This window comes from Rhizobium leguminosarum (genome assembly GCF_019798305.1).
In the GTDB taxonomy this organism is placed as follows: Bacteria; Pseudomonadota; Alphaproteobacteria; order Rhizobiales; family Rhizobiaceae; genus Rhizobium; species Rhizobium leguminosarum_U.
On sequence record NZ_JAAXDD010000017.1, the window covers coordinates 136,216 to 148,250 of the forward strand.

A 12,035-nucleotide genomic window follows, 5' to 3' on the forward strand; every position below is an offset into this window, starting at 1 on the left:
AAGATGCCCGGCCCTTCGGGTTGGCTGAAACGGGCCGGCTGATCGACCGGCCGGCTTGGCCGTAGAGCCGGGCTACGACGCGCGCCGGCCGGTCGACCATCCGACTCCGTTTGAGCCAACAGAATGCTGCAATCTGGCCAGGAAAGGCTCTAAGCGGACGAACAGTTCCATTCAAGCTTTAAAGACTCTAGGATGCGCCCTATGCAGGGGTCACGCTTTGCCTTTGGTCCGTTCGTGCTTGATCCGGCTGCGGGAACGCTTCTTCGGAACGATGATCCCGTTGCCGTTGGCCACCGCGGGGTAAAGCTGCTTGCAGCACTCGTCGCGCGGCCCGGCGAAATCCTCGGCAAGGCCGAGTTGATGGATGCGGCCTGGCCGGGCAGGATCGTCGAGGAAGGCAACCTCACCGTCCAGATCGCGCAGCTACGCAAGCTGCTCGGTCCGGCTACCGATGACGGTGAATGGATCGCCACGGTGCCGCGCGTCGGCTACCGCTTCATAGGCGTCATCAATCAGCTCGGCGGCGTGAAGCGAAAAGCTTTACCGCTGCCCGATAAACCATCGATATCAGTGCTGCCCTTCGTCAATATCAGTAACGATCCCGAACAGGAATCCTTCGCCAATGGGCTGACCGAAGACCTGATCACAGACCTCTCCAGGATACCAGGCCTGTTCGTCATCGCCCGCAACTCGGCCTTTGCATACAAGGGGAAGGCGAGGGATGTACGCGAGATCGCCGAGGAACTCGGCGTACGCTACCTGCTGCAGGGCAGCGCAAGACGTGTCGAAGCGCGCGTGCGCATCAACGCCCAACTGGTCGACCCAGTGAGTGGCGATCACCTATGGGCGGAACGCTTCGATCGTAGCCTGGACGATATCTTTGCCGTTCAGGACGAGGTGACGGCCAAGATCGTCGAGGCGCTGCTCGGGCGGCTGCGCGCACCGCCGCCGCGCAACCGGCCTAAAAATCTCGAGGCTTACGATCTCTGCGTGCGGGCGCGCAGGCTGATGGATGACACGCCGCAGGCGGCGCGGGAAGCGCATCTGATGCTGACGCGCGCGATTTCTCTCGATCCCGACTATGCCGAGGCCTATCGCTGGCTTGCCATGAACCACTGGATGGGAGAGGTGCATTCCGCCGGACCAACGCAACCCACCCGAAGCCTTGCTTTGCAGCTGGCGCGCAAGGCCGTCGCGATCGACCCCAATGACGCCGGCTGTCGCTGGGTCCTGGCTTATCTGCTGGCCTATGAGCGCAGCTTTACCGAGGCGGATGCGGGATTCGCCCAGGCGATCGAACTCGACCCGAACGAGGCCGACACCTTTGCGGCCCTGTCCGACATCGCGGTTCTCGCCGGGCGGATCGGGGAAGGGCTTGAGCATATCGCCAAGGCCTTCCGGCTGAACCCGTTCCCGGCAAGCTGGTACTACCTGACGCTCGGCCAGGCGCAATATGCCGCCGGCCAATACGAAGCCGCTGTCGAGACGCTGCGCAGCGACGAGACCTATCGCACGAGCTCACGCCGTTTCCTGGCGGCAAGCCTTGCCCAGCTCGGCCGGCTCGACGAGGCGCGCGCCGAGGTCGAACTGTTCCTTGTTGCCAACCCGCGTTTTTCAATCCGCCATTGGGCTGCGACCGAGCCATTTCGCGACGCTCGAACGATTGCACATTTCCTCGACGGCTACCGCAAGGCCGGTCTTCCCGAGTGATGCGCTGGTGCGACGCAAAGACGACCCGAAATTAGAGGGTGCCGGGCCGTCCGGTGGTGCGTAGAACGAAGCACAGGCCGATTGCGCTCAATCGGAAGAACGCTCTTCTTGCCGCGAGGACAATGTGGGAGTGGGACACCGGTTACTTTCCACATAGTGATCTTACTGGATGGTGTGCTTCGCGTAGCCAAATGCGACCAGGTCGAGCGCATTTGCGTAACTGTACTGCCATGGCTGCTCCTACAGTAGAATGGATAGCAGCCCGGCCGTTGAAGTGATATGATCTCGCATTCGCATGAACCACGGGAGGGGTGAATGCGTTGGTTTCCTGCTGTATTTGTTGCCGGGCTGTCATTACTTTCCAATGCGAAGGCAGCGGAACCATTGATTTTTCATACGGCTCATTTCGACGATGACACCGTTGTTAGCCTTGGCGTTTTAAGCAACCATGCCGCAGAGCGAGCTGGATACGATTTCGATGTCCTGATCTCGCTTTCGCAGGAAAATGCTGCGGGTGCTGGTTACAGCGATCCGGGAAAGCACCGAGCATTCGTTAAATGTGGCGATCCAGCCAAGGTGTCCGTCCGAGGTATTGACTACCCCGTGCACACATCGGGCGCGGGAGGCGATGACTGGAAGGATGATCTATGGAGGGCGGTCTGCACGCCGCCCGTCTCGTAACCGGTGTTTTCCTCGGCGGGAGTAAACCCCGCTTCGCGGTGCAAATACCACACGTCTATTGGATGCCGACGTCCCGGCAGACCCACCGAAGTCTCAGGTATCCAAAGGGCGGTCGGAACCGGATTACGCAGCTGGGCCATCAGCGCTGACGATACGACGAGTGGCGCATCGAATGATTTGGCCAACGATTCCAAGCGTTGGGCGACGTTAACCGCATCACCGATCACCGTGAACTCGCTATGACATCCGCTGTCTAGGACGCCGCCGACGACCGTGCCGTAGTGCAGGCCAATACCTGCGTTCAGGGCAGGGTAGCCGTTCTGTACATTGTAGTTCTTCCAATCCGTGAGCGCATCGACGAGGTCTAGAGCACATGCCAAGGCGCGGTCTGCATCGTCTACTGTGGGGGAGGGTTGGCCGAAGACTGCCATTACGCCGTCGCCAATAAACTTATCGACGGTCCCGCCGTGTTCAAAAATGATGCCGGAAACAAGCTGCCGGTATTCCCGCAGCACCCAAGCCAGCTCGCGTGCTGGCGCAGTTTCGGCAAAGCTCGTGAAATCCCGCAAGTCAACGAACATTATCGCCGCGTCGCGACGTTCGAGATCGAGTGCCGAGGTGCCTTCCTCAAGGTCCGCGACCACGAGCGGCGAGAAGAAGCGTGAAAGATTGAGACGTCGCTCATCCGCTCGCAACGCCTCCTTGCGCGTCCGGTCGTGGTCCTTCGCAAGAAGATAGATTGCAAAGGCGGTGAATCCGAAGCTGACCGTCAGACCCAGGTCCTGATTGAAGAACGATCCGATCAACGACACCGTGTCAGCCGTATGATGTCTGGCGGCCGTGGCCGCCAGCATGGCCACCCACGAAACAAGGACGATGCCAGAGAAGATGAGGACGAGGCGACGATCCAGCTTGAGACCCACATGATTGAGCAGGATAAATGCCACCACCAAGCTGGTGGTCGTCAAATTGTGGTTTTCGGTCACCGGTCCGCCAAGGATATGCCCATATAAAATTGAGACGACCAACAGGGCATCGAGTACGACAAAGAGGATTTTCAGCCAGGAGCGATCAGGAAGGAATCGTGCTGTCATGACAGAAGTGACGCTGATGACGAGATAACCGACGACGACGATTAAAAGCATTCTTTCGGCACCTGCGTTGCCGCCCAGCAAGAGGTTGGCGAGAAGAATGGCGAAGGCGACAAAGCGCAGCAGGATTGAGCGAATTTCTCGCGCGTAGTCCCAATGAACGCCGATTGCAGATTTCATGGCGGGTCTTTACCGAATGGTATTCGATTGCGCCTCGCGATAATGGACGCATTCGTTGTCACAGTTGGCGCAGATGGTGGTACGCGGCCGTCAGCGACGGCCGCGTACCAAGTGACATCAGCGACGGCGATTTGGCTTACTTGACCTCTGTGACGGTCAGCTTGCCATTCACACGTTCGGCGACGAACTCGATGTTCGAGCCTTCCTTCAGTCTTTCCAGCAGGGCCGGGTCTTCGACCCGGAAGACCATCGTCATCGCAGGCATGTCGAGGTTCTTCAGATCCTCATGCTTGATGGTGACCTTGTTCGCCTTGGTGTCTACCTTGTTGACGACACCCTTGGTGAATTCCTGGGCGAACGCGCCGAAGGCCGCGCTGGCAGAGAGCAGGGCGGCTAGGCTGATTTTGATCATGGCAGTTTTCATGTTCTTGGCTCCTTTTTTGCGGATTATTTCCCAGCGACAGTGACGTCGCCGTGCATGCCGGCTTCGTAGTGGCCGGGGATCAGGCAGGCGAACTTGAACTCGCCATCGGTGGTGAACTTCCAGACGATCTCGCCGGATTGACCGGCCGGAAGGCGGATGGAATTGGCATCGGCATGTTCCATCTCCGGAAACTTCTCCATGACCTTCTTGTGCTCCAGAATCTTGTCTTCCTGATCGAGCACGAATTCGTGGTCGACGGTTCCGGCATTCTTGATCGCGATCTTGACCGTCTGCCCTTTGCGTACGTTGAACACAGCGGGGGTGAACAGCATTTTCCCGTCGTCGGTTTCCTTCATCGTGACGCGGATCGTCTGCGTCGCCTTGGCTTTATCGCCAGGTTCGCCAATGGCCATTTTTTCACCGTGACCGCCAGCGTGATTGCCGGAGGCGAGGGCAGGCGATGCGAGGGCGACCAGCGCCAGTGCCAATACATAATTCTTCATGCGTAAATCCTTTTTTGGATGTGGGAGATTGAGCCTCAGCCGTTTTTCGGTTTCGGCGTGATTTGCGTTTTCGCGTCTTTGGCCTTGGTCGCGTCCGGCAACTCGCCGGTCCATTCCCAAGCCTGGGTCCCGGGTGGGTTTTCGTACCAACCCGGATCGGAGTAATCGTCCGCCGAGATGCCCTCGCGGACCTTCACGACTGAGAACATGCCGCCCATTTCGATGGGGCCGTGCGGCCCCCAGCCCGTCATCATGGGAACGGTGTTCTCGGGGATGGGCATTTCCATTTCGCCCATGTCGGCCATGCCCTTGGTGCCCATGGGCATGTATTCCGGCTGCAGCTTCCTGATCTTCTCGGCGACCTTCGACTTGTCCGCACCGATGAAGGTCGGGATGTCGTGACCCATGGCATTCATCGTATGGTGCGACTTGTGGCAGTGGATCGCCCAGTCACCGAGATACTTGGCATCGAACTCGTAGGCACGCATCGCGCCGACCGGGATATCGATGCTGACCTCCGGCCACCGCGCCTCCGGCCGTACCCAGCCGCCGTCGGTACATGTCACTTCGAAATCGTAGCCGTGCATGTGGATCGGATGGTTCGTCATTGTGAGGTTGCCGACCCGCACCCGCACCCGGTCGTTCCTGGAAACGACCAGCGGGCTGATGTCCGGAAACACGCGGCTGTTCCAGCACCACATGTTGAAGTCGGTCATCTCCATGATCCGCGGCACGTATGAACCAGGGTCGATATCGTAGGCATTGAGCAGGAAGACGAAGTCCCGGTCGACGCGCATGAACTTGGGATCTTTCGGATGGATCACGAAGAAACCCATCATGCCCATGGCCATCTGCACCATCTCGTCGGAATGCGGGTGGTACATGAAGGTGCCGGATTTCACGAGGTCGAACTCGTACACATAGGTCTTGCCGACCGGAATATGCGGCTGCGTCAGGCCGCCGACGCCGTCCATGCCCGATGGCACGAGCATCCCGTGCCAGTGGATCGTCGTGTGCTCCGGCAGCTTGTTGGTGACGAAGATGCGGACGCGGTCTCCCTCGACCGCCTCGATCGTCGGTCCCGGTGATTGTCCGTTGTAGCCCCAGAGATAGGCGGTCATCCCGTCCGCCATCTCGCGCTCGACTGGTTCGGCGACGAGGTGAAACTCCTTGACGCCGTTGTTCATCCTGTGCGGCAGGGTCCAGCCATTGAGGGTGACCACCGGCTGATAATCCGGACCTGAGGCCGGGTGGAGTGGCGGCTGCATGTCCGCCGATTCCATTGTCGGTGCGTCGGGCAGCCCCATCGCCGACGTCTTCGTCCAGGCGGCTGTGGTGAGCAGAGCCGCGCTGGCTCCAAAAAGTTGTCGTCTGTTGAACATGGTGTGTCCTTTCTCAATGACCGCCGCCGGCGCTGCTTTCGGAAGCAGCGGCGACCTCGGTCTCTGCCGACGCCTTCGTCGCGCCGCCGCCGTAGATCGCAGGCGCGAGGTTGGCTTCGGCCAGCCAGAAGTCGCGCTTTGCGTTGACGGAGAGCAGGATGGAGTTGATCTTGTCACGGGTGTCGGTGAGCAGCTCGAAAGTGTTCGAGATCATGCCGTTGTAGGTCAGCAGGGATTCTTCCTCGACCTTGGTGCGAAGCGGTACGACGTCGTTTTGGTAGTGCCGCGCGATATCGTAGTTCGAGCGGTAGGCTTCGTATGCCGATCTCGCCTCCGACCGGACATTGACGGCCTTCTCCGCCAGCAGATTCGCCGCCCGCATATATGCCACTTCAGCCTTGCGCATCCGGGCCTTGCCCGTATCGAAGATCGGAATTGCGAACTCCAGTTCGACCTGAGCGGTCGTCCTGGTCTTCTTCTCGTCGTCCTCGATTTCCTGTTCCGTTTCGAAGCCCGTCAGGATTTCGAGGTCGGTGACATAGCGCGTTGCCTCGGTCAGGCCGTACGACCTGGCGGTGGCTTCGAGTTCGAGCTTTGCAACCTGGAGGTCTATCCGATTTCGGAGTGCTTCGGCCTCGATGGTGCCTCGCCCGACGACGGACTTGGGTAGCGGCGGCAGACCGTTGGGAACCTGGTAGTCCAGGTCGGTGCCCCAGAGGCCCATCAGCCGCGTCAACTCCTCCTTGGCGAGACGGGCCGCCAGTCGGGCCTTCGCGGTCTCTCCGGCGAGTTCAGCAACGAACACATGCTCGCGGGCCTGGGCGCCCTTGGTCATCGCACCGGTCTCGCCCAGCTTCTCCGCGAGCTCGGAAGCGGCGTCCGCCGCCGCCTGCGCACGCTGGAGCTGCCCGACGTTCTCCCAGGCCGCGACCGCGCCGATCCAGGCACGCCGAGTGTCGGCGGCGACCTGAAGCGTCTTCACGGCCGCGGTCAGTTGCGACTGCCGAAAGCGAGTGTCGGCAATCGCGATATCCCTGTTCTTCGTGGCGAGCGCCAGGATGTTCGTCGTGATCATTCCCTCGATCGTCTTGAACGCCCCCAGCTCCGGCGTCCCCATGCCGGTCGTGCCGATGGAGACGGTCGGGTTGAGGAACATCGTCGACTGCCAGGCGTCGGCGGCGCTGTCGCCAAGATCGGCGTAGGCGGCCTGCAGACCCTTGTTGTTGAGCAGCGCGATCTGGACGGACGTTTCGACGTCGAGCGTCTTCCTTCGCGCGAGCAGACTTCTGACCTGCGCGGCCGCCGACCGGGCTTGGTTCTGGTTCTGGATCCAGACGGTCTCTTTCGCCGTGACAGTGGCGGTCTTGTTGAAAACAGCGGTGAAGCCCGCTTCCTTGCTGGAATACTCGGCGTCTGTGGCGCAGCCGCTCAACACCAGCGGGAATATCAGCGCCACCATTGTTCTTCTAGGCTCGATCATGAGGCGTCTCCATTCGCTGGAGACTGCAGATCGTTCTGTCTACGCCATGGCTTAGGATCGACGGGCTGCCTGGTGACGTAGCCCGAGATCGGCGACCGGTATGCGGCCGGGCGCGTGGACGACTGTTCGACCGCTGCGGGGGACGCCACCACGTCGGGAGGAAGCGTGGATGCGCAGCTGCCGACAAGAAGCGGCAGCCCCACCACGAAGTGCGAGGGTTTCATTATGAAATTTCCGAATCAGAGATAACCTACGGTGCGCCGGCCCGAATCGGGGCAGGCGACCGACTGGACCCGATCGAGCGGGCGCGTCTCTATTCAGATATTGGGGGGACGGTGGAGAGTCGGTAGTTCCCCAACGGTCGTCCGGTCGTCAATAAATTCCCGGATGGAATTCACGATGGGTCCGCCGACGTCGGGACCTTCACACATGATGCCAAGCCCGCCGCAGAAATCCTTGCAGCATCCCTGCTTGACAAGCTTCGATACGCCATCTGCGTCATCACTCACGTCGCCCTGCGAATGGTCATGAGCAGCCATCTTCGCCATGTCATGGCTATCGTGATGCTGCATTGCATCGGACTCGGACTGTACCGCTGCCGCCTCGGGGAAGGAGGAGCCATGCATGACGGCGCTGGCGTTCGATAGCGAGTACCCTGCCAGTGATACAATAATCACCAGCCGCATCAACACGAGCAGCCTGCTCATTGCGATTCGGTACATCTTGCCCATGCTCCCCGAACTACATGCAAAGCAGCTCGATTTCAATTGCGACCGATATGTCGTCGATGTTCGAGTCCTTTATGTGGCGCGAACATCACGTTATGCGGAAGCGCTTCCAACAGTGGCAAGGTCAACAGGGGCCGTTTTTCTACGATGATCGATCTCGCATCCTATGTCGCGCTGTTCGCCGCCGCTCTCGGCGCGGCGACCGTGCTGCCGATGCAGTCGGAGCCCGTACTGGTGGGGCTTCTTCTTACCGGCAAGTTCTCCGTCCTGGCTCTGCTCGCCGTCGCCAGCGTCGGAAACACGCTTGGAAGCATCGTCAACTGGTTTCTCGGCCGTGGTATCGAAAGGTTTCGGGATCGGCGCTGGTTTCCCGTAGGCGAAAAGGCGCTCGAGCGTTCGTCCCGCTGGTACCGGAAATATGGAAGATGGACGTTGCTCCTGTCCTGGATGCCGCTGTTTGGCGACGCCCTGACCGTTGTCGCCGGCGTGCTCAGGGAGCCGCTCCTCCCCTTCACTATCCTGGTGTTCGTCGCCAAGACCGGCCGCTACGTCGTGCTGACATTCGCCACGTTACAGATCATCGGCTGAGCGCGTCCGACGCGGGAACACCATCCGGTCGACCGTCTCGTCCCGGGCGACCACCGTGTGCCAAATCGCCGCTACGAAATGCAACGCCACCATCGCCAGAATGATCCTCGACCCGACGACGTGGTAGGGGGCGATTCCAAACCAGAAGTAGCTCGCGACGAAGCCCATGCAGGCCTGCGCGATGATCGCTGCGTAGAAGGCATGGTGAAGAGCCGTGGCCGCGCGCCCAGCCCACGTGCCGGGCGCGCGGGTCTCGGTCGGCTGAAGGAGACGAAGAACTAGCCGCACGCCCATCAGCAGGCCGATCGCCATTCCCGCGTAGTTGTGAAGATGGTGCTGGACGACGTCCCAGTAAGCCGGGGTCATGCCCATGTGGACGGCGTGGTGGGTTCTCTCGATGCTGCCGCCCGTCAGATACTGGACCGGCACCAGGAGGGCGACCAGCCAGTGAAGACCTATCTGGGCCAGCGAGTAGCCAGGTTTCATCGAATTTTTTCCGAGCGAGAGACCGCTAGACTAGCCGGCGACGGTTAATGCTTCCTCATCGCCCAGTTGCCAAAACGCGGGGCCGCCACAGATCTCTGATATTTTGGAACATTGCTGCTGCCGCGCGGTTCAATGGTGGAAGGGAAATCCAGCCGAATGGGACTTTGGAGCATATTCCGCTACGCTCAGCTTCTCGTCGTCGCGATCCTCGTTGCGGCGAATCTTTTTGGCGTGGCCGCAGCGCCGAGCACTCTTCAAAGCCAGCACTGCGCCGTCATCGCGCAGCGCGATCACCATCCGGGGCATGCCTACGACCCGCAGACCGGGTGCTGTTCGACGATGCACTGTTGTCCGATCCTTCCGGAACTTGCCAAGGTCGCGACTCCACGCTTCGAACCGGGAAGGCATAAACCGACGCCGTCCGTCGAGAGGCCGCTGCTGCTGATCCGTGCGATCGACCCGCCGCCCCGATTTCCGCCAGTCTGAGACAGGACAACCAACCTCAAGCAGATTTCGGAGATCGAAACATGAAGACGTACATCACCCTTACCCTGTGCGCGGCAGTCGCCGCCTCCTTCGCAATCCTGCCGTCGGCGGTTTCCGCCCAGTCGACGATGGCCTACCCGGAGAAATGCAAGTCCCAAGACATGGACATGTCGAAGGCGGACATGCCTTCCGGCGGCATGCCGACGGGCGACATGACCGACTACCAGAAGGCGTCGATGGACGGCATGAAGGACATGCACATGAACATGATGCAGGGGATGATGAAGAAGGACGCCGACGTCTCCTTCGTCTGCGGCATGATCGCCCACCACATGGGCGCGATCAGCATGTCCGAGGTCGAGCTCAAGTACGGCGACAATGATGAGGCCAAGCAAATGGCCCAAAAGGTCATCGAAGCCCAGAAAAAGGAGATCGAAGAGATGTCCAAGTGGGTGGACAAGGAAGCCAAATAGGAGATTGAGCCATGCATCAGATGTCAACCGAGATGAAAGCCTGCATCGACAACTGCCTCGCCTGCTACAGCGAATGCCTGTCGATGGCCATGGGCCACTGCCTGGAACTGGGCGGCGAACATACCAAGCCTTCGCACTTCAAGCTGATGATGGCCTGCGCGGAGATCTGCCGGACCTCTGCGCACTTCATGCTGATCGGCTCGGAGCACCACAAGCATGTCTGCCGGGAATGCGCAGAAATCTGCGGCCAGTGCGCCGAAGACTGCGAGCGGGTGGGCGACATGCAAAGCTGCGTCGACGCCTGCCGCCGCTGCGCCGATAGCTGCAGCAAGATGGCCGCGTGATCGGGGAGGCGATCTCCGTCCGCCCTCTTCCTGCCCAGATGAGAACGGATATCCGATGAAGCGACGGATATCTAAAGCAAGTGGCATGGCCCGGACAGGAACGCGGCGTTTATGAAACAGACCGCTTACATGAAGAAGGTCGGGCTGCTCTCCGTCGTGGGAGCAGTCCTGATGGCGTCGGTTCCGTCACCGGCCACGGAGGACCTAGTCGCCCTTCGACAGGCGGACATGAAGGCCATGGCCGCCGCGGCGAAGACGATCTCCGGCATGTTCAAGGATCCGGCGAGCTACAAGGCCGCCGAATTCAGGTGGGCCGCCGACACCATCCGCGACAAGTCGGGCGCCGTTCTCTCGGAACATTTCGCGTCCGAGACCGCCAGTCCGCAGTCGAAGGCGAAGCCGAACATCCTCGAAGAGCGCGAGCGGTTCGACCGCATCGCGAACGACCTGCGTGACTACGCTGTCGCACTGGATGCCGCGGCGGAGAAAAACCCCGGACCCATGCCCGCCAGCATGCGCATGAAGCCTGGAGAGGCGATGGGCGGCGGCCCGCTCGGCACCCACGTCCGCAACGAGCAGGAGCTATCGGCGATGCCGGCTGAACACGCGTTCCATCTGATGCTCCAGACCTGCACGACCTGCCACGTCAGGTTCAGGATGGAGTGACGGCGCCACTCGGGACCGGGAATTGCTCGCCTTTTCAAGCGTCCGACATTTCAAGCACGGCCCCATCAAACAGCCATGTTCGACGCTGCCGACATCACTTCCCGAGGGGCCGGACCGCCGAACATATTGCGGCCATCCCCTTCGACTTCGGTGAAACACCAGCGCACGACGCCATCCCGATCGAGCAGGAATTCGCCGACAAGTTGGCCGTGGCCGGTGGCGATCATTTGCTTGTCATCCGCGGTGAATTCATAGCCATCCGCGTTGTCGAGGAATTCCGACGCCGCCATCGGGTCCATAGGCGCTGGAAGCTCTCCCGGCATGTCGATGCGCATCGACATCACCGTGTTCATGCTGACTTTGCGCGGCCACTCATTCTCATCTTCGGTGAACTCCAGATTCGGCAGGCCGAAGGCCCTGTGGGATACCCGTTCCGGGTCCGAGGCCGCCAGCAGATTGGGGAGTGGATGGTAGCGGAAATAGAGGCGGGCACGCTCGATCGGCGTGTTGACGACGGTCAGGCTATCGATACCCTTCTCCTGCAATGCACCGGTGAGTTCGGCCATGGCGGCGATCTGCCGGCGACAGAAGGGGCAATGCAATCCGCGGAACAACCCGACGAGCACCGGCTTCTGGCCGCGAAAATCGTCGATGGCGACCTTGCCCTGGCGGGTGATCGCATCCAGCACCACGTTCGGCGCGCGATCTCCCGGCTGCAATGGTCTTGCGGCGTGGTTCTCCTGCATGTTTCGTTCCTCCCTTTATGTTTTTGAATCGATTTGCCAAATCGATCTCCGGCGATCACTGCAACGA

15 protein-coding genes are annotated in these 12,035 nt (G+C 60.5%); 6 read left to right on the plus strand and 9 right to left on the minus strand.

Annotated features, from left to right (window positions below; genetic code table 11):
• Positions 1-201 precede the first annotated feature (201 nt).
• Positions 202-1,710, plus strand: coding sequence for a winged helix-turn-helix domain-containing tetratricopeptide repeat protein (locus tag HFO99_RS27455; RefSeq protein ID WP_222364805.1), 1,509 nt, complete (start codon positions 202-204; stop codon positions 1,708-1,710).
• 596 nt (positions 1,711-2,306) lie between these two features.
• On the opposite strand, the gene HFO99_RS27460 is transcribed toward HFO99_RS27455, so the two are convergent.
• From HFO99_RS27460 to HFO99_RS27485, 7 genes are all read right to left on the minus strand, one after another.
• Entirely contained in the window at positions 2,307-3,662 is a 1,356-nt protein-coding gene (locus HFO99_RS27460) for an adenylate/guanylate cyclase domain-containing protein (protein WP_222364807.1), read from the minus strand.
• A 136-nt stretch (positions 3,663-3,798) separates the two neighbouring features.
• Positions 3,799-4,086, minus strand: coding sequence for a copper-binding protein (locus HFO99_RS27465; protein ID WP_017964313.1), 288 nt, complete (start codon positions 4,084-4,086; stop codon positions 3,799-3,801).
• Between the two features lie 23 nt (positions 4,087-4,109).
• The gene (locus HFO99_RS27470) at positions 4,110-4,589 is read right to left on the minus strand and encodes a plastocyanin/azurin family copper-binding protein (protein ID WP_003539697.1); all 480 of its coding nucleotides are present in this window, start codon (positions 4,587-4,589) and stop codon (positions 4,110-4,112) included.
• Positions 4,590-4,624: 35 nt separating this feature from the next.
• On the minus strand, positions 4,625-5,971 hold the full coding sequence (locus HFO99_RS27475; protein ID WP_222364810.1) for a multicopper oxidase family protein: 1,347 nt from the start codon (positions 5,969-5,971) through the stop codon (positions 4,625-4,627).
• Positions 5,972-5,984: 13 nt separating this feature from the next.
• A complete protein-coding gene (locus HFO99_RS27480) occupies positions 5,985-7,430 on the minus strand; it encodes a TolC family protein (protein WP_409994948.1) in 1,446 nt (481 codons plus the stop codon).
• A 17-nt stretch (positions 7,431-7,447) separates the two neighbouring features.
• A complete protein-coding gene (locus HFO99_RS33680) occupies positions 7,448-7,675 on the minus strand; it encodes a hypothetical protein (protein WP_261323343.1) in 228 nt (75 codons plus the stop codon).
• 93 nt (positions 7,676-7,768) lie between these two features.
• Positions 7,769-8,182: a hypothetical protein gene (locus tag HFO99_RS27485; protein WP_222364812.1), complete on the minus strand. Its 414-nt coding sequence runs from the start codon at positions 8,180-8,182 to the stop codon at positions 7,769-7,771.
• Between the two features lie 144 nt (positions 8,183-8,326).
• Between HFO99_RS27485 and HFO99_RS27490 the strand changes: the two genes are divergently transcribed.
• Entirely contained in the window at positions 8,327-8,767 is a 441-nt protein-coding gene (locus HFO99_RS27490) for a YqaA family protein (protein ID WP_170263128.1), read from the plus strand.
• Here HFO99_RS27490 and HFO99_RS27495 read toward each other — a convergent pair.
• A complete protein-coding gene (locus tag HFO99_RS27495) occupies positions 8,750-9,253 on the minus strand; it encodes a cytochrome b (protein ID WP_222335182.1) in 504 nt (167 codons plus the stop codon). The two genes, HFO99_RS27490 and HFO99_RS27495, sit on opposite strands and share 18 nt — an antisense overlap.
• Before the next feature lie 111 nt (positions 9,254-9,364).
• Between HFO99_RS27495 and HFO99_RS27500 the strand changes: the two genes are divergently transcribed.
• From HFO99_RS27500 to HFO99_RS27515, 4 genes are all read left to right on the plus strand, one after another.
• Positions 9,365-9,739, plus strand: a complete 375-nt coding sequence (locus HFO99_RS27500; RefSeq protein ID WP_261323344.1) for a hypothetical protein — start codon at positions 9,365-9,367, stop codon at positions 9,737-9,739.
• A gap of 41 nt (positions 9,740-9,780) precedes the next feature.
• A complete protein-coding gene (locus tag HFO99_RS27505; RefSeq protein ID WP_222335181.1) occupies positions 9,781-10,212 on the plus strand; it encodes a DUF305 domain-containing protein in 432 nt (143 codons plus the stop codon).
• Between the two features lie 11 nt (positions 10,213-10,223).
• Complete coding sequence (locus HFO99_RS27510) at positions 10,224-10,556, plus strand: four-helix bundle copper-binding protein (RefSeq protein WP_222310638.1); 333 nt, start codon at positions 10,224-10,226, stop codon at positions 10,554-10,556.
• A 111-nt stretch (positions 10,557-10,667) separates the two neighbouring features.
• On the plus strand, positions 10,668-11,222 hold the full coding sequence (locus tag HFO99_RS27515; RefSeq protein ID WP_222364814.1) for a c-type cytochrome: 555 nt from the start codon (positions 10,668-10,670) through the stop codon (positions 11,220-11,222).
• A 65-nt stretch (positions 11,223-11,287) separates the two neighbouring features.
• On the opposite strand, the gene HFO99_RS27520 is transcribed toward HFO99_RS27515, so the two are convergent.
• Entirely contained in the window at positions 11,288-11,968 is a 681-nt protein-coding gene (locus tag HFO99_RS27520; RefSeq protein WP_222335179.1) for a peroxiredoxin-like family protein, read from the minus strand.
• Positions 11,969-12,035 lie beyond the last annotated feature (67 nt).

Excerpts from the sequence above, each read along its gene's own strand:
- HFO99_RS27455 (WP_222364805.1), top strand. The coding sequence starts at position 202 with ATGCAGGGGTCACGCTTTGCCTTTGGTCCGTTCGTGCTTGATCCGGCT.
- HFO99_RS27460 (WP_222364807.1), bottom strand. The coding sequence starts at position 3,662 with ATGAAATCTGCAATCGGCGTTCATTGGGACTACGCGCGAGAAATTCGC.
- HFO99_RS27465 (WP_017964313.1), bottom strand. The coding sequence starts at position 4,086 with ATGAAAACTGCCATGATCAAAATCAGCCTAGCCGCCCTGCTCTCTGCC.
- HFO99_RS27470 (WP_003539697.1), bottom strand. The coding sequence starts at position 4,589 with ATGAAGAATTATGTATTGGCACTGGCGCTGGTCGCCCTCGCATCGCCT.
- HFO99_RS27475 (WP_222364810.1), bottom strand. The coding sequence starts at position 5,971 with ATGTTCAACAGACGACAACTTTTTGGAGCCAGCGCGGCTCTGCTCACC.
- HFO99_RS27480 (WP_409994948.1), bottom strand. The coding sequence starts at position 7,430 with ATGGTGGCGCTGATATTCCCGCTGGTGTTGAGCGGCTGCGCCACAGAC.
- HFO99_RS33680 (WP_261323343.1), bottom strand. The coding sequence starts at position 7,675 with ATGAAACCCTCGCACTTCGTGGTGGGGCTGCCGCTTCTTGTCGGCAGC.
- HFO99_RS27485 (WP_222364812.1), bottom strand. The coding sequence starts at position 8,182 with ATGGGCAAGATGTACCGAATCGCAATGAGCAGGCTGCTCGTGTTGATG.
- HFO99_RS27490 (WP_170263128.1), top strand. The coding sequence starts at position 8,327 with ATGATCGATCTCGCATCCTATGTCGCGCTGTTCGCCGCCGCTCTCGGC.
- HFO99_RS27495 (WP_222335182.1), bottom strand. The coding sequence starts at position 9,253 with ATGAAACCTGGCTACTCGCTGGCCCAGATAGGTCTTCACTGGCTGGTC.
- HFO99_RS27505 (WP_222335181.1), top strand. The coding sequence starts at position 9,781 with ATGAAGACGTACATCACCCTTACCCTGTGCGCGGCAGTCGCCGCCTCC.
- HFO99_RS27510 (WP_222310638.1), top strand. The coding sequence starts at position 10,224 with ATGCATCAGATGTCAACCGAGATGAAAGCCTGCATCGACAACTGCCTC.
- HFO99_RS27515 (WP_222364814.1), top strand. The coding sequence starts at position 10,668 with ATGAAACAGACCGCTTACATGAAGAAGGTCGGGCTGCTCTCCGTCGTG.
- HFO99_RS27520 (WP_222335179.1), bottom strand. The coding sequence starts at position 11,968 with ATGCAGGAGAACCACGCCGCAAGACCATTGCAGCCGGGAGATCGCGCG.